The sequence below is a fragment of the Collinsella aerofaciens genome, assembly GCF_902501475.1.
Taxonomy (GTDB): domain Bacteria; phylum Actinomycetota; class Coriobacteriia; order Coriobacteriales; family Coriobacteriaceae; genus Collinsella; species Collinsella aerofaciens_AL.
In genome coordinates this window covers 70,275-88,043 of the sequence record NZ_CABWIF010000022.1, presented here as the reverse complement: position 1 = coordinate 88,043, position 17,769 = coordinate 70,275, and the positions used below count along the sequence as shown (strand labels likewise).

Below are 17,769 nucleotides of genomic sequence, written 5' to 3'. Positions count from 1 at the left end.
GGCGCTGTACTCAAGAAGGAGGGACACATGGCTAAGTTTGACATCATCGCCGCGACCGGTTGCCCGACCGGCATTGCGCACACCTTCATGGCGAAGGAGGCGCTGGAGAAGGCAGCTGCCGAGCGCGGTCTGACCATTAAGGTCGAGACTCATGGCCAGGTCGGTGTCGAGAACGAGCTCACCAAGAGTGAGATCGCTGGTGCCAAGGCCGTCGTCGTCGCAGCCGACAAGGATGTCCAGGCTGAGCGTTTCGCCGGTAAGCCCATGGTTTCCGTTGGTGTTTCCAAGGCCCTGTCCGTTGAGGCCGCCGGTAAGCTGATTGACCGCGCGCTCGCCGCCAAGGGCGACAGCACGGTTGCAGCCGCTGCCGATGTCGAGGATGAGGTCGAGGAGAAGGAGTCCATCGGCCACGTCATCTACAAGCACCTCATGAACGGCGTCAGCCACATGCTGGTCTTCGTTGTTGCTGGTGGTGTTCTGACCGCTGTCTCGTTCCTGTGGGGCATTACGTCCTTCGATTCGACGGCGTCTGACTACAACAGTTTTGCTGCGATGCTCAAGATCATCGGCGGCATCGCCATGAACCTTATGGTTCCGGTGCTTTCCGCCTACATCGCCGAATCCATCGGCAAGCGCCCGGCGCTCGTCCCCGGCTTTGTTGCCGGTATGATCGCCATCCAGGGCCTGCCTGTTAACGCCGAGACCGGCATGATCGATGCCGGTGGCGCCGGCGTGGGCTTCGGCTTCCTGGGCGGCATCGTCGGCGGCTTCCTTGCCGGCTATGTCATCTTGCTGCTCGAGAAGGTCTTTGCCGGTCTGCCCAAGAATCTGGACGGCCTCAAGGCTATCTTCCTGTACCCGCTGTTCTCGACGGCTATCGTCGGCCTGGTCATGCTCGGCATTTCCGGCCCCATGGCTGCCATCAACACCGCCATGATGGACTTCCTCAAGGGCCTGTCCGCCTCTGGCGCCGTTGTCCTGGGTCTTGCCATCGGCTGCATGTGCGCCTTTGACATGGGCGGCCCGGTCAACAAGGCTGCTTACGTCACCGGTACCGCTATGCTCACCGAGGCTCTGGCCGCCGGTGTTGGCACCGATACCTATAACTTCGGCACCAACTTCATGGCTGCCGTCTCCGCCGCCTGCATCGTTCCGCCGCTGATCACCACCTTTGCCGTCGTTGTCGGCAAGAAGTACTTCAGCCAGGAGGATCACGACGCCGGTGTCGTCAACCTCATCCTTGGTTGCACCCACATCACCGAGGGCGCCATTCCGTTCATGACCAAGAACATCTGGCCCGTCATGCCCATCATGATGCTCGGTTCCTCTATCGCTTCGATCCTGACCATTATGTTCAACGTTCACGATCCGGCGCCTCACGGTGGCTTCCTGGTCCTGCCCGTTGTCGAGAACGGTCCGCTTTGGGTCCTCGCGATCCTCATCGGCGCTGTGGTCGGTGGCATCCTTTTCGTGGCCTTCAAGAAGTACGACTTTGAGAAGAACCAGAAGGCCACTCCTGCAGCCAAGCCGGTTGAGGCTCCCAAGGCCGCTGCCGTCGAGGCCCCCAAGGCCGAGGCTGCCGACTTCGTGAAGGTCGAGAATGTCTTTGTCGCCGAGGACTTCGCTTCTCGTGACGAGGCTCTGAGCTTCGTTTCCAACCAGGCCGTCAAGGCCGGTATCGCCAGCGACGCCGACGCCGTGATGAACGCCTTCCTGGCCCGCGAGGCCGAGGGCACCACGGGCATGATGGAGGGCTTCGCCATCCCGCATGCCAAGTCCGACGCCATTACCGAGGCTGCCGTCATCGTCGTCAAGGACGAGTCCGGCGTGACCGGTTGGGACACCATGGACGGCGCTCCCGTCAACGTGGCTATCGCCCTGCTCATCCCCGGTGCCCAGGCCGGCACTACGCACCTCAAGATCCTGTCCAAGGTCGCCGAGGCGCTCATGGACGAGGACTTCCGTGCCACCGTCAAGGGTTCCACCGACGCCGCCGAGATCGCCAAGACGATCAACGCCCGCCTGGTCTAATTCCACGGTACGCGAATAACATCGCCCCCTGTAATAAAGGCGAGGACTTTACCCGGAGCCCCCGCCTTTTTTCATTCCCTTCTGTAAGTTGCGGTGAAATAGGGACTGTTTAAACGTTTCAACCGCAAAATCAGTCCCTATTTCACCGCAACTTACAGAAGGACATAGAGGGAACTGCCCATTGAGTCTTTGTCGCGAACAGATCCTCAGCCAGAATTCCGTTCCGCCGATATTGCTCTGGACCGACCGAGTTTCCGCAGCTCGCCCGCCGGGCGGGGCGGTTAAGTTTGTCGCGAGTTCCGCACGCAAAGGAAAGCACTTAATGTGCTTTCCGTCTTGCGCAGGACTGTAGAGCAGCAAACTTAACCGCCCCGCCCGGCGGGCGAGCGCAGGGATACGACATCTGTCCAACAATTCGTGTGAAACACAATGAAAAACCGTTTGATGTGAGTTAATATAAACAACGTCGTGAATCTGACTCCTGCCACATGCATGACAGGGGTTAAACACAAAAAGGAGTCAATTATGGTTTCTGAGAAGGCTACCCTCGTTAATCCTCAGGGTCTGCACATGCGTCCGGCTGGTCTGTTCGCCTCCACCATGGGCAAGTACGCCTGTGACGTGACGGTCGTCACCCCCGAGAAGGAGGTCAACGGCAAGTCCCCGATGGCACTTATGGCTGCTGGTATCCCCTGCGGTACCGAGGTCGAGGTCAAGTGCGACGGCGCTGACGAGGCCGAGGCTCTGGCTGCTGCCATCGAGCTCATCAAGAGCGGTCTTGGCGAGTAGAACTCAAACGGGTCGCATGTTGAACAACTAAGTTCATATTTGGGGGCGCAGTGACCTGTTGTAAGGTAGCTGCGCTCTTTTGTCATGGATATGGCAAAACGCTTTATCACATGACACGGAGAGAGGAATGGGAATGTATCAGGGAGTCAACGCTTCCGAGGGCATCGGTATCGGCACCGTCATGGTCGCCGTCGATCCCGACTTGACGTTTGAGCCGCACGAGGTTGCCGATTCGGCAGCAGAGAAGGAGCGCTATCAGTCCGCTCTTTCGGTCTTCTGCGAGAAGACCCAGGCTCAGGCCGACCACATGAAGGAGACGGTGGGCGAGGCCGAGGCCGAGATCATGAGCGGACACATTGTCCTGGCTCAGGACCCGGGCATGACCGACGCCATCAACGCCGCCATTGACGGCGGTACCTGCGCCGAGCAGGCGCTCATGGACACCTCGACCATGTTCGAGAACATGTTCCTGTCCATGGACGACGAGATGTTTCGTCTGCGCGCGGCCGACATCGCCGACATCCGCACCGGTATTCTGGCCGAGCTGCTGGGCAAGGAGGTCGTCGACCTTTCCGTCCTGCCCGAGAATACTGTCGTTGTCGTTCACGACCTCACGCCGTCCATGACCGCCACGATCGATAAGGCCCACGTTGCCGGTATCGTCACCGAGACCGGTGGCCGCACGTCGCACTCCGCGATTATTGCGCGCGCCCTCGAGATCCCGGCTGTCCTTTCGGTTTCCAATAGCTGCACCGCGCTGCGCAACGGTATGACCGTTGTCGTCGACGGTGGCAAGGGTATCGTTGAGGCCGATCCCGACGAGGAGACGCTCGCCGCCTACACCGCCAAGGCCGAGGCCTTCGCTGCCGAGAAGGCAGCCCTCGAGGCCTTCCGCGGCAAGCCGTCCGTGACTGCCGATGGCATCAAGAAGATCATCGCCTGCAACATCGGTAACCCCGATGACGTGCCCAACGCGCTCGATCACGACGCCGAGGCCATCGGTCTGTTCCGCTCCGAGTTCCTGTTCATGGACTCTGCTGAGCTTCCTTCCGAGGAGGAGCAGTTCAACGCCTACCGTAAGGTCGCCAGCGCGCTCAAGGGTACTCCGGTCATCATCCGCACGCTCGATGTGGGTGGCGACAAGGAGATTCCGTATCTGCATATGGTCAAGGAAGACAACCCCTTCATGGGCTTCCGCGCCGTGCGTTACTGCCTGGCCAATCCCGACCAGTACAAGGTCCAGCTCCGCGCTCTGCTGCGCGCTAGCGCCTTCGGTGACGTCAAGATCATGATCCCGCTCGTCACCTGCGTCGAGGAGGTCTTGGCTGTCAAGGAGCTCGTCGAGCAGTGCAAGGCCGAGCTGACCGAAGAGGGTCGCAAGTTCAACGAGAACATCGAGGTCGGCATCATGGTCGAGACGCCCGCCGCTTCGCTGCTCGCAGACCGTCTTGCCGAGGTCGCCGACTTCTTCTCCATCGGCACCAACGACCTGATCGGCTACACCATGTGCGCCGACCGTGGTAACGACACCATCTCCAACCTGTACCAGGTTTACTATCCCGCCGTGCTCCGCTCGCTCAAGAACATCATCGAGAGCGGCGTGAAGGCCGGCATCATGGTCGGTATGTGCGGCGAGGCCGCTGCCGATCCGCTGCTCGAGCCGCTGCTGATCAGCTGGGGCCTGGAGGAGTTCTCGATGAGCGCTCCGTCGATCCTGCGCGCCCGCAAGACCATCAGCCAGTGGACCAAGGCCGAGTGCGACGAGCTCGCCGAGAAGGCACTCGCCTGCAACACCGCCGCCGAGGTCAAGGCACTGCTCGAGTCCGCAGCTCGCTAATTTGGTATCAGAGGTAACCGCGTGGTTGGAATGGGCCGGCCACGCGGCCCTCACATATACAGGGGGTACTGTAAATGTTCTACACGCTAACCGCTAACCCGGCTGTCGACATGACGGTTTCGAGCTCTCCGCTCGAGCCCGACGAGAACGTCCGCACCGGCTCGGCCAGCTACACGGCTAACGGCAAGGGCCTCGACGTGTCCTTCGCCTTTAAGAAGATGGGCGTCGACACCGTTGCGCTCGGCTTCTTCGCTGGCTTTACGGGCAAGTTCATCGTCGAGGAGGTCATGAACCTGGGTTGCCTCTGCCGCCCGGTCTGGACCGACGGTATCACGCGCATTAACACCTACGTCAACGATGGCCAGCACGAGTACGGCATCCTGAACCCGGGTGCTCCGATCACGCCGCAGCACCAGGAGGAGCTCTACAACATCCTGGACACCGCGGGCGATCTCGAGTGCCTGATCGTTTCCGGCTCCGTGCCTCCCAAAGCTACGCCTGACTTCCTGGCTCAGGTCATGGAGCACGCTCAGGCTCGTGGCGCCGACGTCGTCTTGGACCTGTCCTCCGACAAGCTCAAGGAGCTCGCTCACAAGAAGCCGCTGCTCATCAAGCCGAACCATCACGAGATGAAGGCCATCTTCGGCGTGCCGGTCGATACCGACGACGAGGTTCGCGTTGCCATGAAGATGGCTCACGACGCTGGCGTTCAGAACGTGCTGCTCACCCGCGGTAGCCGCGGCGACGCTTACTTCTCCAACGGCGAGGACATCTGGTACGCCAAGCGTGAGTTCAACATCAAGCTGGTTTCTTCCGTCTGCGCCGGCGATTGCACCCTCGCTGCGTTCCTGCACAAGTGGTACAGGGATCGCGACAACGTCGAGGAGGCCATGAAGCTCGCTATGGCCACCGGCGCCAACGTCGCCGAGTCCGTCGGTATTGGCGACTTTGGTCACGTCGACGAGTACAGCAAGCGCGTTGCTGTCCGCAAGCTCGATCGTCAGTAATCGAAACGCGACATATTCGTGCGCATGCGGCGCCCCGGTTTCGGCCAGGGCGCCTTTTTGTTCCGTCATAGGGGAGAGATGTCCTGCCGTACTTCATCGCTTCCACACCGTTCACCGAGTTGTCCTAGCCTTTTACCGATGCGTGGAATATACTTTCATTAACACGTTGCTTCGTGAAAGGAACATTCATGATTTACACGCTCACTGCAAATCCCGCCATTGACTACAACATCGCCTGCGACGGCCTTGCTGCCAACACCGTCACGCGTACTCGCAACGCCGTCTATACGCCCAACGGCAAGGGCCTCAACGTCTCGTTTACGCTTGACCACTACGGTGTCGACACCACGATCCTGGGCTTCTTCGCTGGCTTCTCGGGCGAGTTTATCGTCAAGGGCGCCGAGGCCCTGGGCGTGCCCGTCAAGCCCGTGTGGACCGACGGCATCACGCGCGTCAACGTGTTCCTCAATGCCGGCCCCGACACCGAGTACAACATGGTCAACGCCGGTGCCGCCATCAACGAGGCCAACGAGCAAGAGATGTTTGAGCTCATCGATTCGCTCGATGACATGACCTGCCTGGTCATCAGCGGCTCGCTGCCTCCCAACACTTCCGAGGGCTTCCTGGCCGAGGTCCTGCGCCGTGTCAAGGCCAAGGGGGCCGAGTTTGTCCTCGACATCTCGAGCCATCAGCTGGCAGACCTCATTGCCATGGAGCCGCTGCTGATCAAGCCCAATGATGACGAGCTGCTCGACATCTTTGGCATCAAGGTGAGCGGTGGCGACGACGAGTCCGTCAAGGGCGCGATGGCCGAGCTGCACGCCAAGGGCGCCAAGAACGTGCTGCTGACCCTCGGTGGCGACGGCGCGTACTTCTCCAACGGCGAGCATATCTGGTTTGCCAACCGCACCTTCGACGTCAAGCTGCTTTCGACGGTGTGCGCCGGCGATTCCTCGCTCGCTGCCTTCTTGTCCGTGTGGCACGACGCCCCCGAGCGCGTCGAGGACGCCCTGCGCCTGTCGATGGCCACCGGCGCCAACGTGGTCGAGTGCCCCGGTTTGGGCGATTTTGCCAAGGTGGACGAATATAAGAAGCACATCGAGGTTCGCCAGGTCTGCTAGCCGCATCGATACATCGTTGTCGAACACCCGCTTTGGATTACCAAGGCGGGTGTTTTTTGCGCGCTGAACATATGTGGTGTCTGCTGTCTCGTTTTATCTAATCAACGACGCGATTGCGTGCGCGCGCTTTCTCGTTTCTTGTTAGACTTCTTGAGAACCATCGATTAACGCTCACAAGTGCAGGAGGCCATAGGCATGTGCAATGTTTCGCTCAACGGTACGCAACCGTCCGATGCGTCCCTACGCGTCCTGCGCGCGCTTGAGGCGGCTGGTCTTGAGGCTTGGTACGTGGGCGGTTGGGTGCGCGACGCCCTGATGGGGTGCCCCAGCCACGATGTTGATATGTGCTGTAGTGGCCTGTGGCAGGAGTCCAAGGCGGCGCTCGAGGCCGCTGATATCGCGGTCGTGGAGTCGGGCATTAAATTTGGCGGAATCACGGCTATTTCCGATGGCGAGCGTATCGAGGTCACCACGTACCGTCTGGATGGCTTCTATACCGATGGGCGCCATCCCCAGAGTGTGGAGCGTGCCGCCTCGCTCGAGGACGATCTGGCGCGCCGCGACTTTACCGTCAACGCCATGGCCTGGCATCCCGAGCGCGGGCTTGTCGACCGCTACGACGGCCAGGGTGACTTGGGGCGCAAGCTGATTCGCGCTGTCGGCGATCCCAAGCGTCGCTTTAACGAGGACGCCCTGCGCATGCTGCGCGCGGTGCGCTTTGCCTGCCGCCTGGACTTTATGATTGAGCCCGAGACTAAGCGTGCGCTTGCCGAGTGCGCGCCGCTGCTCGATGCCGTGGCGCGCGAGCGTGTGGGTATTGAGCTCGAGGGCATTCTTTCGACCGGTCATGGGGGAGACGCGATGCTTCGCTATCCCGAGCTCATCTGTGCCGCTGTGCCCGAGTTGGCAGCGGGTCGCGGGTTTGATCAGCGAAGTGTCTACCATGCGTTTAACGTCTACGAGCATATCGCCCGTGTGCTGACAGTGGCAGGGGAGCTGGCGCTGTGCGACGGCGTCGCGCCATCGTCGAGCCTTATGTGGGCGGCGTTTTTGCACGATGTCTCCAAGCCCGAGTGCTTTACGGTCGATCACGCCGGCAGCGGACACTTCTACGGTCATCCCGAGCTCGGCGCCAAGAAAGCGCGCGTCATTATGGATCGCCTGGCTCTCTCGCACGACCTGGTGCGCGACGTGTGCCTGCTCATCAAATATCACGACAAACCGCTGCGTCCCGAGCGATCCTGCCTGCTCAATATGATGTGTGCGCTTTCTGGCGAGGGCGTCGACACGGCCCGTCTGATTGACGAGCTCATGGACCTTAAGCGTGCTGACACGCTCGGCAAGGCCCCGTCGTGCTTCTATTACGTTGAGACGATTGAGGAGATGCGCGCGATGGCGCACGAGCTGCTGAAGGCAGGGGAGCCCTATATGCTCAAGATGCTCGCCATCAACGGCGGCGACCTGATCCGTGCCGGAGTCAAGCCCGGGCCGGAACTGGGTCAGCTTCTCAACGCCGCCCTCGACGCCGTGATCGAAGACAACATTCCCAACGATCGCGAAGCTCTTTTGGTCCATCTCAACTTGAATTAGCTACCCAGTTTACCTGCGTGTTCCATAACCTGCCGACAATTTTTCGGCAATTTGGAATTTCTTCTTGCGCTGACGTTTTTTGTCCCGTAATATATTTCCTCGCAGCACGGCAGTGCAGATGTCATGTGGCCCGTTCGTCTAGCGGTTTAGGACGCCGCCCTCTCAAGGCGGAGATCACCAGTTCGAATCTGGTACGGGCTACCATTTCTTTTCTGCTGAGGCTTATGGCCCGTTCGTCTAGCGGTTTAGGACGCCGCCCTCTCAAGGCGGAGATCACCAGTTCGAATCTGGTACGGGCTACCACGCATCTGATACCCGGACTTCCCATGGAAGGCCGGGTTTTTTATTATCAAACAACCGTCTGCAATTCCCGTTTGAACCAGAGCTTTTCGTTCTGCCTATGGCCCTTACGGGTACAATATGCAAGATATTTTGACTGTTAGAAGGAGTCTCATGACGGAGTCCTCTCAGCATACGTCTAAGCCCCAGGTCGAGGTTGAGGCCTCGGGCGGAGATGACAATAAGAGTGCACGCCGTGGCGCCATCTTTATCGGCGTCGTGCTGGTGGGTTATATCGTCTATCTGGTGGTTACCGGGCAGATGGGGCAGTTCTGGGCCGCTATGTCGAGCGTCCAGGCGCCATGGCTCGTTGTCGCGTGTCTTTGCATGTTCATGTATCTGTTCTTTGGCATTGTGGCCTATGCGATCGCCGTCTGGCTCGACCCATATTCGCCCGTCGGTATTCGCGACCTCATTTCGGTCGAGGCGAGTGGCATCTTCTTTGGCAACTTGACGCCTATGATGATGGGCTCGACTCCCGCCCAGATCTACCGCCTGACCAAAGCGGGCCAAAATGTCGGCGAGGCCGGAGCCACGCAGTTCACGCGCTTTATCGTGTACCAGTTTGGCCTCGTTGCCTGGGGCGCTATCCTCCTGCTTGCTCGCATGCCGTTTTTTGCCGAGCGCTATGGCGACATGACGCTGCTGTGCGTCTTTAGCTTTGGTGGGCACTGCTGCATCTTGCTTGGCATCTTCGCCGTCGCGCTCATGCCTAAGACCGTCACGCGCGTCGCCCATTGCATCATTAATTGGCTCGAGCGCATAGGCGTCTCGTCCACTAAGATCGAGGGATGGCGCACGTTTGTCGATGGCGAGATCTACTCGTTCTCCGAGAAGTTCAAGCTTTCGGCTGGCCACTTTTCGTCCATGCTGCTCACGGTGGTCATCACCATGCTACAGCTCGCGTTTTTCTACCTCGTGCCGTATTTCCTGATGCTTGCCTTTGGCCACCACGAGGTCGACTTTTTCTCGGTCATGGCCGCGAGCGCCTTTGTCCAGCTGTTGAGCTCTGCGGTCCCCCTGCCCGGTGGAACTGGTGGCGCTGAGGGCGGCTTTGCATTGTTCTTGGGTCATTTCTTTGGGTCGGCTTCGACCGCCGGCTATCTGCTGTGGCGCCTCATTACGTTTATTGCGCCGACCATTTTGGCTGCGCCCCTGCTGGGCCTTAAGAGTGCCCACAACGAGAGCATCCATGCGCGCTGGGATCGCGTGATGCGCAAGCTCGGTCGCACGCCTCAAACGCCCTCTGCGCCCACAAAGCCCCACCCCACGAATGCTGTTACCGTTGATCCCAAGAAGCGCGCTCAGAAGGCTTCTGGGACCGCTAAGCCGGCTCATAAAGCCTATGTGCGCCAGACAGGCGATGGTATTCGCGTATCTCCGTCGGCACTCAATAAGAAGAAGCATCCCAAGTCGCAGTAGGGCAGTCGTGCGTTCTTCATGATGCGAGGCATATTTGTGCTGTATGGGGGATAATCCTCTTACGTAGATTATCTCTCATCTGTTGATGAATGCTTGCATATCGAAGGGACACGCCCATGGCAACCAGCAAACCGCGTCTTGATCGTCGCATCATTCGCAGCCGTAATGCCATCCTTTCGGCTTTCGAGCGCCTGCTCATGGAAAAGCCGCTGGCAGACATTACGGTGAGTGCCATCGCGCGCGAGGCCAATGTCGACCGCAAGACCTTTTACGTTCACTTTGGTACGGTTGACGGCCTGCTCGATGCCATTGCCGTCGATGTGGTGGAGATGATTGTCGACTCGGTCGAGAAAACGCTTGCTTCTATGGACGGTGACACCAGCGAGCGCGCTCTTGGCGCGGCGGCGACCTTCTTTAAAACCGTTAACGAGGCACTGTGCAACAACTTGGTGCTCAATCGTCAGCTGATCGAGAACATTCCGCTCGATGATTTTATGGCTCGTCTTCGTGCGCCACTCGAGCACGAGATTGCCGAGCGCGATCTGCTGCCCCAAGGTCTCAAGGACGAGATGTTCGACTACTATCTGGCGTTTTTGCTGTCGGGTATTATCGGTATCTATCGCACATGGGCGCTGTCTGACGGCTCGGTTCCTATCGAGCGCGTCTCTGAGGTCGCCAACGATCTGACTCTCAATGGTCTGTCGAGTCTGGAATCTCGCTTGGATTAGGCCTAGTTGGGCTCGTCGGCGTGGAAATTTCTGTTCACGAGGTTCTCCGGCGTCTTGTAGACCTCGCCGGCGTAGGAGCTGTAGTCTGAGGATCCTTAAAAGAAAGTCCAGTTTATCCTTCCCATTCCAAATGGGAATCCTCCGATGCGCCTTCGCGCGCTCGCATGACCTCGATACCATGTGAGCGTGCGAACTCGACGAGCTCTGCGTTGCGGGCGTTTATGGTGCCGAAGGCAGCGGGGCACACGATAAGGCGCGCGCAGTGGACGAGGAGCTCTTTGGCGCGGGCTATGGTTTTATCCCCGATCGGCTCGAAGGCGCGCTCGGCCACGCATTCCGCCGCCAGGTCGCGCGCGAGCTCGCAGTCGATGTCCCCTTCGTGCAGAACGCCCGCGTAGAACGCCTTGCCTTGCCGGATGAGCTGGCGAAACACAGCCGACCCCGTACCTGCGCCGGCGATGACGAACGTGTGCGCATCGCCGTGCGGGCGCCCAATTTCCACGCTTCCGAAGCGCTCGTTGAAGGTGCCATGTTGAAGGCCGTAGAGCTCGCCAATCGTCTCGCGCATGAATATGTCCTCGGGTGCGCCGGCGCGGAAGACCCGGCCGTCCTTCATGCAAATCACCTTGTCGGCGCTTTTCTGCGCGAGCTCGAGTTCGTGGATGGACATGATGACAGCAACATTCCGCGATTTCGCAAGGTGGCGAAGTATTCGCAACAGGTCGATCTGGTAGCGGATATCGAGATACGACGTGGGCTCGTCGAGCACGAGCACACGCGGATCCTGCGCGATGGCGCGTGCGAGCATGACGCGCTGGCGTTGCCCGTCGCTTATCTGCATGAAGTCGCGCTCGGCGAGCTCTTCCACATGTGCGGTTTTCATGGCCTCATCGACCCGACTATGGTCGTCGGGCGAGAGTGTGCCCATTCGCCCGGTGTAGGGATGCCTTCCCGCCTCTACGATATCACGGCAGGTGAGGAGCTCGGTCCGGGGGCGATCTGTCAGCATAACGGCAAGGTTCCTTGCGAACTCCGCCGTCTTCCATCGGGAAATCTCCCGTCCATCGAGCTCGACCGCGCCGGCAAGCGGTGCCAGATGGCGTGTGATGGTTTTCAAGATGGTCGACTTGCCCGAGCCGTTCGGCCCGATGAGTGCCACGACGTCGCCCGCTCGAACCTCCAGATCGACGCCTTCGACTACGACCTTCTTGTCGTAGCCCGCCGACAGGTCGCTTATGCGGAAAAGCGGCGCTCCGTCAGCCTGCGTTTCGACCGGGGTTTCGAGGTTCGACTCCGCTCGAAGGAGGCGTTCCGCGCGCAGTTCCGCACGAGCCGAAAGTGCCTTCTGGCGCTTTCGTGCGAGCTCAGGACTGGCCAAGCATGGAATGTTCCCTCCGAGCGTTTTGGTCCGCGGCACGAATTCCCCCATCTACCTCACCCGCTTCTTCAACATGAGTGCAATAACCACCGGCGCGCCGAAGATGGCGGTGACGGCGCTGATGGAAAGCTCGACGGGGGAGAACAGCGTGCGCGCGATCAAATCGCAGCCCGCGCAGAAGATGGCGCCTCCCAAGAAGCACGCAGGAATCACGCGGATGGGCTTCGACGACTTCAACGCCGACTTCACGAGATGCGGAACCGCGATGCCTACGAACGACACCGGACCAGCGAACGCGGTCACGCAGGCAGAGAGCATGCTCGCTAGAAGGACGAGCACCACGCGGAAGCGTGCGACGTTCACGCCGACGCTTTTCGCGTAGGCTTCTCCCAGCTGGAAGGCGGAAAGGGGCTTCGATATCGCGAATACGCATGCGCTCACGGTGATCACCACGACCGCGATGACCGCGATGTCGTTCCAGCTCGAACCCGAGAAGCTACCCAAAGACCAGTTGTGCAGGTTCACGATGGACTGGTCGTCGGCGAAGGCGATGAGGAAGTTCGTCGCCGCCGAGCAGATGTATCCCACCATGACGCCCGCCACGATGAGCATGGCCATGGAACTTATGCGCCGTGCGATGAGGAGCACGAAGCCGATGGTGATAAGCGAGCCCAGAAACGCTGCGGCCACCATGGCCGGCGAGGACATGGCCTGGTTCGCGTCCAGAAGTGCGATCATCGTAAGCGCGACGACGAACTTTGCGCCCGAGGAGACGCCCAAGATGAACGGGTCGGCGATGGGGTTGTTGAAAAACGTCTGCAGTAGGAACCCGGAAAGCGAAAGTGCCCCGCCGAGAAGCACGGCTGAAAGCACGCGCGGCAGGCGAATCTCCCAGATGACCTGGCTTTCCATGGAATTGGCCGCGCCGCCCGAAAGGATGCCGGGGATGTGGTCTGCTGGCACGAGCACGCTCCCGATGCACAGGTTGGCCCCGACGAGCACGATGAGGGCAACAGCGAGCAGCGCCGTCACGACGCGACACCGCGCGGCGCGCCCCGATTCGTCGTATGTCATGGAAAGTCGGCTTTTCATGGTGCTAGCCGAGCTTCCTCAGATAATGGAAGTCGCTCGCGTCATCGCCGGTGAACGCCCCGTGCAGCTCGTCGATAATGTCGGCGGTAGAAGTCATCTGCTGGTACATGTCGGCGCTTGTGACCCAGACGTTGCCGTTCTTCACGGCTTTGAACTGCGACAATAGCGCGTTTTTGCCTACGAAGTCGTTCAAGGTGGCAACCGATTCGTCGATGGTGCCGTTGTAGACGATGATGTCGGCATTCTTCGTTGTCGCGTAGAAGCGCTCCATTTCGAGCGTTACTGACGAACCTGACGTCGACGCCGTCTGCGCGTCATCGAGCGCGTAGTTGCCGCCTGCAAGCTCGATCATCTGCGCCACGTAGTCGCCCGCCCGCCGCGTGACGGCGGCCCCGTTCGAGTTAATGTAGAAATACGCCACGGTTTTACCTGACGACGCGAGCCCCGACGTTTGCTCGACGCGGGCCTTCTGCTCGTTGAACAGGTGCGCGGCCTCGTCTTCCTTGTCGAACAGGACGCCGAAAAGCTTAATCCACTCGACGCGCCCGAGTGCTTCGGGCTCGCTCGACGACTGTTCGGTGAGCACGACGAGCCCGAGTTTCTGCAGCTTTTCCTTCACATCGGGTGTGTGGTTGATCATGGTGTTCTCGATGGCGAGCGTGCAGCCCGAGGCCGATATTCGCTCGTAGTCGGGCGCGCTGTACTTGCCGCCGTAGGCGATCGCCCCGCTTTCGAGTGCGCTTTTGAAGCCCGCGACCGAGCAATCGTCGGCCTTCGTGCCCGACATGATGATATTGTCGTTCGCATCGAGCGCGTCGACCAGGCACATCGTCGCCGACGACACGAGGTACACCTTGTCGGCGGGGCGCCTTATGACCGCGATGTCGGAGCTCAACCCATCAGGTACCTTCGCATCTTGCGGTACCACGAGGAAGCGCTCCCCGTTCGAAATGCAGATAAGCCGCAGGCCGCCTTCGAACTCGTCGACAGTGAAGTGCTCGGCGTATTCAAGCTGAAGCGTCCCCGTCGGCTCCCATCCGCAGCCCAAATCGGCGTTGTGGAAGTCGGCCGCGGCGCTTGAAGCCGTTCCCGCAGGGGAGCCGCCGCTTGCTTCGTCGCCCGATTTCTCCTTCATGGTGGATGAGTCGAAGTAGAGCGTGTAGTCGATGGTGTGCGGCGTCGACATGGCGACGGTCTCGGCCGATACGGCGATGTCCTCGTCGAGCGTGACGGGTATCTCGAACGTGGAGTTGCCGCCGTCGTTTACGGGCGCGTAGTCCACGCCGTCGACGGTCATCTTGTCGTAGTTCGAACTCGACCAGGTGATGGTCGCGGTGTAGGTGTTGCCATCCTTCACAATTGTGGTGGGCGAGGCGATGCTTGCACGCCCTGACCCACCGGAAAGCGAGACGCTCACAGTGTATTCCTGAGAGCCCGCCGTGCCACCGGTCGCGTTTGGGTTTGCACTGCACCCCGCGAAGGGAAGCGCGAGCAGAGCGACGAGAACGCAGGCGATCGTGCGCGCCGCGATGCTGTGGCGCTTCCTGTTTTCCCCCTTGGGAAGAATCGACCGCATGGCGTTACTTCAGTGCGTCGGCGCGCAGATCGACGCCGGCGGATTCGAACACGAGCGTGCGGTCGTACCACTGCTCTTTTCTAATACTCCACGCGGCGCAGGCGGTGTCCTCGTCGAGCGCTTCAACGGGCACGTCGTAGGTGTACTTGCCTTCCGCGTTTTCCACATAGGGGATGAAGTCGGCCTCGCTCGCGGCGGCAGCCTCGTCACCCGTGCCCATGAAGAGCTTGCCGTAGCCCGTGCCGGAAAGTGTCATCACGCAGTGCATGGAGCCGTTTTCCACGATGAGCTGGGCGTCCACAATCCTGAACATGTTCGAGCTGGAATCTACGGTGATCGGATAGGTGCCGTCGGCCACCTTGTCGGCGGTGATGGGGGCAGCGCTTGCGCCCTCGGGTGCATCGGCCGCCTGTTCGGTCTTTTCCTGGGAATCGGCATCGCTTGCCTTTGCGCTGTCGATTGAATTTCCGCCGCAGCCGGCGAGCGAGAACGCGAAAAGCGCCGCCGACAGGGCGAAGGCAAGGGTTTTCTTCAACATGGAGGGGTTCCTTTCAATCGCTTCGACCGCCCGCGCCGTGCGGTGGGCGGGCGGGATGCGAATGCAACGGGCATGCACCGTCAGTCGGGGAAGGCGCATGCCCGTTGCACGGGGACGCGACCGGCGCCCCCGTGCGCGGCGAGTTTACAGCTTGGCGATGGCGTCGTCCACGTGCGAGACGTAGATGTCGTCGACCGCGACGTTCTGTCCCAGACCCTGGAGCAGGCACGTCACTTCGAAGCCGGCGGCCACGAACTTCGCAGCCCAGCTGTCGGGGTCGGTCTCGTCTGCCATGTCGTTGTTCGCGTGGTCGCCCGCGACCACCATGAACGGCGCGAGCACGGCCTTCTTGTAGCCTGCGGCGCTCGCGGCGGCGATAACATCCTCGCAGGTCGGTTCAGCCTCGACGGTGCCGACGAAGAACTGCGTCAAGCCCTCGTTCTTGAACACTTCCTGCATCTTGGCATAGTCGGCGTTGGAATCGGCTTCGGTGCCGTGGCCCATGAGGCACAGCGCCGTCTTGCCGTCGTCGAAGGATGCCATGTTCTCCTTAATGGCTGCGGCCACCTTCTTGTAGTCGTCGTCGGAGGTGAGCAGCGGGTCGCCGAGCGAGATCTTGTCGAACTTGTCGGCGTACTTGTCGAGCTCGTCTTTCACGTCGGTGTATTCCAGGCCACCCATGAGATGCGTCGGCTGCACGACGATTTCCTTCACGCCGTCTTCCACGCAGCGGTCGAGCGCCTCAGTCATGTTGTCGATCGTGATGCCGTCGCGCTTCTTCAGCTTGTCGATGATGATCTGCGCGGTGAAGGCGCGGCGGATGTCGTAGTCCTGCCAGTACTTCTCGCGGATAGCGTCTTCGATGGCGCCGATGGTGATGTGGCGCGAGTCGTTGTAGCTCGTGCCGAAGCTCGTGACGAGGATGACCGGCTTCACGGCCTTCTCCTTTTCACTCGATTTCTCGGAACTCGCGGAGGTGTTGGAGCAGCCCGCGAGCGCGAATCCGGCGAGCGCGACGGCTCCGGTTGCTGCGGCGCCCATGAAGCCGCGGCGTGACATCTGGTCGGACATGGTTTTTCCTTTCCTCGGTTTGCCGGTCCCCCGGCGACAGTTGCTTGTCGGCACAAGCGAAAGAAAAGCGCACCCCTCGGGGTTCACAAGGAGCTAACGCCACGGCGATGCCGTGAGGAAAAGGCGAAGCAGTCTGGCTTGGGGCGCGAGGCGGTTCGCCCGCGCGTCCTATACAGTAATGTCCCTTGCCCAGGATTCCCACCTGGTTCCCTCCGCAAGCCAGCGCGGGCTGTGCAGGCGCCGCGCCGGTCATTTCCTTTTATCCGATTGTCATATGCTCGTTGCCGAAACTTTTACTATGATAATGGGCACTTGTGAACGTGTCAAAGCCAGGGCGGGCGGCATTGCGCCTCCTGCCTGCGTATTTGCGCCGATTGCCGCCGCAGGCGCCGTGTTTTGCCCGCTGCGCGAATGGCGGCGTAAACGGTTGCGATGAGAAACGGGAAGGGAAGGCTCGGATGATTCATATCGTTGGCGCAGGCTCGGGCGCCGCCGACCTTATCACGCTGCGCGGGGCGCGCCTTCTGCGCGCAGCCGACGTGGTCGTTTGGGCGGGAAGCCTTGTGAACCCCGAGCTGCTCGCTGAGTGCAAGGAATCCTGCATCGTCTACGACAGCGCGCACATGACCTTGGAGGAAGTGCTCGACGTGATGTGCGCGGCAGATGCGCGGGGCGAGGAAGTGGTGCGCCTGCACACGGGCGACCCGTGCCTGTACGGCGCCATCCAGGAGCAGATGGACGCGCTCGACGCGCGCGGCGTGGACTACGAGGTGGTGCCCGGCGTGTCGAGCTTTTGCGGTGCCGCGGCGGCGCTTCGCCAGGAATACACGCTGCCGGGAATCAGCCAGTCGGTCGTGATCACGCGGCTTTCCGGACGTACCCCCATGCCCGCGGGCGAGGGCATGCGCACCATGGCGGAAAGTGGCTCGACTATGGTCATCTTCCTGAGCTCGGGTATGCTCGCCGAGCTTTCCGCCGAGCTTTTGGCCGCGGGCCGCAGCTCCGACGAGCCGGCCGCGCTCGTGTACAAGGCGACCTGGCCTGAGGAGCGCGTGGTGCGATGCACAGTGGGCACGCTCGCCGACGCGGGCGCGCGAGAGGGCATCGACCGCACGGCGCTCGTGGTGGTGGGCCGCGTGCTCGGAGCTCGCGGCGGGCTTTCGCACAACGGCGCGCAAACGGAGTCGTACGAGCGCAGCAAGCTTTACGACCCTTCGTTTGCCACGGGGTATCGGAAGGCGAGCAGCTAG

Annotated in this window: 14 protein-coding genes and 2 tRNA genes; 11 read left to right on the top strand and 5 right to left on the bottom strand. The window is 60.7% G+C overall.

Annotated features, from left to right (window positions below):
- The first annotated feature begins 27 nt into the window (after positions 1 to 27).
- The 10 genes from GDJ93_RS05565 to GDJ93_RS05520 all read left to right on the top strand — a co-directional run bounded on the left by GDJ93_RS05565 (position 28) and on the right by GDJ93_RS05520 (position 10,864).
- A complete protein-coding gene (locus GDJ93_RS05565) occupies positions 28 to 2,031 on the top strand; it encodes a fructose-specific PTS transporter subunit EIIC (protein ID WP_152068051.1) in 2,004 nt (667 codons plus the stop codon).
- 525 nt (positions 2,032 to 2,556) lie between these two features.
- The gene (locus GDJ93_RS05560) at positions 2,557 to 2,820 is read left to right on the top strand and encodes an HPr family phosphocarrier protein (RefSeq protein ID WP_022094575.1); all 264 of its coding nucleotides are present in this window, start codon (positions 2,557 to 2,559) and stop codon (positions 2,818 to 2,820) included.
- Between the two features lie 133 nt (positions 2,821 to 2,953).
- On the top strand, positions 2,954 to 4,657 hold the full coding sequence (ptsP, locus tag GDJ93_RS05555) for a phosphoenolpyruvate--protein phosphotransferase (RefSeq protein ID WP_152068050.1): 1,704 nt from the start codon (positions 2,954 to 2,956) through the stop codon (positions 4,655 to 4,657).
- A gap of 74 nt (positions 4,658 to 4,731) precedes the next feature.
- Complete coding sequence (locus GDJ93_RS05550; protein WP_006233969.1) at positions 4,732 to 5,664, top strand: 1-phosphofructokinase family hexose kinase; 933 nt, start codon at positions 4,732 to 4,734, stop codon at positions 5,662 to 5,664.
- 188 nt (positions 5,665 to 5,852) lie between these two features.
- Positions 5,853 to 6,785 carry a 1-phosphofructokinase family hexose kinase gene (locus GDJ93_RS05545; protein ID WP_152068049.1) on the top strand — a complete coding sequence of 311 codons (933 nt, stop codon included), beginning with the start codon at positions 5,853 to 5,855 and terminating at the stop codon, positions 6,783 to 6,785.
- A 195-nt stretch (positions 6,786 to 6,980) separates the two neighbouring features.
- Positions 6,981 to 8,375: a CCA tRNA nucleotidyltransferase gene (locus GDJ93_RS05540; RefSeq protein WP_152068048.1), complete on the top strand. Its 1,395-nt coding sequence runs from the start codon at positions 6,981 to 6,983 to the stop codon at positions 8,373 to 8,375.
- Positions 8,376 to 8,502: 127 nt separating this feature from the next.
- Positions 8,503 to 8,579, top strand: a tRNA-Glu gene (locus GDJ93_RS05535).
- 22 nt (positions 8,580 to 8,601) lie between these two features.
- Positions 8,602 to 8,678 (top strand) — tRNA-Glu (locus tag GDJ93_RS05530).
- 150 nt (positions 8,679 to 8,828) lie between these two features.
- Entirely contained in the window at positions 8,829 to 10,136 is a 1,308-nt protein-coding gene (locus GDJ93_RS05525; RefSeq protein ID WP_152068047.1) for a lysylphosphatidylglycerol synthase transmembrane domain-containing protein, read from the top strand.
- Positions 10,137 to 10,252: 116 nt separating this feature from the next.
- Entirely contained in the window at positions 10,253 to 10,864 is a 612-nt protein-coding gene (locus GDJ93_RS05520) for a TetR/AcrR family transcriptional regulator (protein ID WP_055286458.1), read from the top strand.
- 112 nt (positions 10,865 to 10,976) lie between these two features.
- Here the strand turns inward: GDJ93_RS05520 and GDJ93_RS05515 are convergent, their stop codons facing one another.
- From GDJ93_RS05515 to GDJ93_RS05495, 5 genes are all read right to left on the bottom strand, one after another.
- The gene (locus GDJ93_RS05515) at positions 10,977 to 12,242 is read right to left on the bottom strand and encodes an ABC transporter ATP-binding protein (protein ID WP_226812491.1); all 1,266 of its coding nucleotides are present in this window, start codon (positions 12,240 to 12,242) and stop codon (positions 10,977 to 10,979) included.
- A gap of 51 nt (positions 12,243 to 12,293) precedes the next feature.
- A complete protein-coding gene (locus GDJ93_RS05510) occupies positions 12,294 to 13,316 on the bottom strand; it encodes a FecCD family ABC transporter permease (protein WP_152068045.1) in 1,023 nt (340 codons plus the stop codon).
- Positions 13,317 to 13,338: 22 nt separating this feature from the next.
- On the bottom strand, positions 13,339 to 14,910 hold the full coding sequence (locus GDJ93_RS05505) for an ABC transporter substrate-binding protein (protein ID WP_152068044.1): 1,572 nt from the start codon (positions 14,908 to 14,910) through the stop codon (positions 13,339 to 13,341).
- A 4-nt stretch (positions 14,911 to 14,914) separates the two neighbouring features.
- Positions 14,915 to 15,448 (bottom strand): hypothetical protein, encoded by a 534-nt coding sequence (locus GDJ93_RS05500; RefSeq protein WP_035138217.1) that lies wholly within the window; start codon positions 15,446 to 15,448, stop codon positions 14,915 to 14,917.
- 144 nt (positions 15,449 to 15,592) lie between these two features.
- The gene (locus GDJ93_RS05495; protein WP_152068043.1) at positions 15,593 to 16,519 is read right to left on the bottom strand and encodes a sirohydrochlorin cobaltochelatase; all 927 of its coding nucleotides are present in this window, start codon (positions 16,517 to 16,519) and stop codon (positions 15,593 to 15,595) included.
- 458 nt (positions 16,520 to 16,977) lie between these two features.
- On the opposite strand from GDJ93_RS05495, the gene cobM reads away from it, so the two are divergent.
- Complete coding sequence (gene cobM / locus GDJ93_RS05490; protein WP_152068042.1) at positions 16,978 to 17,769, top strand: precorrin-4 C(11)-methyltransferase; 792 nt, start codon at positions 16,978 to 16,980, stop codon at positions 17,767 to 17,769.

What these genes read in the sequence shown, in the direction of transcription:
- GDJ93_RS05565 (WP_152068051.1), top strand. Translation starts at nt 28, where the DNA reads ATGGCTAAGTTTGACATCATCGCCGCGACCGGTTGCCCGACCGGCATT.
- GDJ93_RS05560 (WP_022094575.1), top strand. Translation starts at nt 2,557, where the DNA reads ATGGTTTCTGAGAAGGCTACCCTCGTTAATCCTCAGGGTCTGCACATG.
- ptsP (WP_152068050.1), top strand. Translation starts at nt 2,954, where the DNA reads ATGTATCAGGGAGTCAACGCTTCCGAGGGCATCGGTATCGGCACCGTC.
- GDJ93_RS05550 (WP_006233969.1), top strand. Translation starts at nt 4,732, where the DNA reads ATGTTCTACACGCTAACCGCTAACCCGGCTGTCGACATGACGGTTTCG.
- GDJ93_RS05545 (WP_152068049.1), top strand. Translation starts at nt 5,853, where the DNA reads ATGATTTACACGCTCACTGCAAATCCCGCCATTGACTACAACATCGCC.
- GDJ93_RS05540 (WP_152068048.1), top strand. Translation starts at nt 6,981, where the DNA reads ATGTGCAATGTTTCGCTCAACGGTACGCAACCGTCCGATGCGTCCCTA.
- GDJ93_RS05525 (WP_152068047.1), top strand. Translation starts at nt 8,829, where the DNA reads ATGACGGAGTCCTCTCAGCATACGTCTAAGCCCCAGGTCGAGGTTGAG.
- GDJ93_RS05520 (WP_055286458.1), top strand. Translation starts at nt 10,253, where the DNA reads ATGGCAACCAGCAAACCGCGTCTTGATCGTCGCATCATTCGCAGCCGT.
- GDJ93_RS05510 (WP_152068045.1), bottom strand. Translation starts at nt 13,316, where the DNA reads ATGACATACGACGAATCGGGGCGCGCCGCGCGGTGTCGCGTCGTGACG.
- GDJ93_RS05505 (WP_152068044.1), bottom strand. Translation starts at nt 14,910, where the DNA reads ATGCGGTCGATTCTTCCCAAGGGGGAAAACAGGAAGCGCCACAGCATC.
- GDJ93_RS05500 (WP_035138217.1), bottom strand. Translation starts at nt 15,448, where the DNA reads ATGTTGAAGAAAACCCTTGCCTTCGCCCTGTCGGCGGCGCTTTTCGCG.
- GDJ93_RS05495 (WP_152068043.1), bottom strand. Translation starts at nt 16,519, where the DNA reads ATGTCCGACCAGATGTCACGCCGCGGCTTCATGGGCGCCGCAGCAACC.
- cobM (WP_152068042.1), top strand. Translation starts at nt 16,978, where the DNA reads ATGATTCATATCGTTGGCGCAGGCTCGGGCGCCGCCGACCTTATCACG.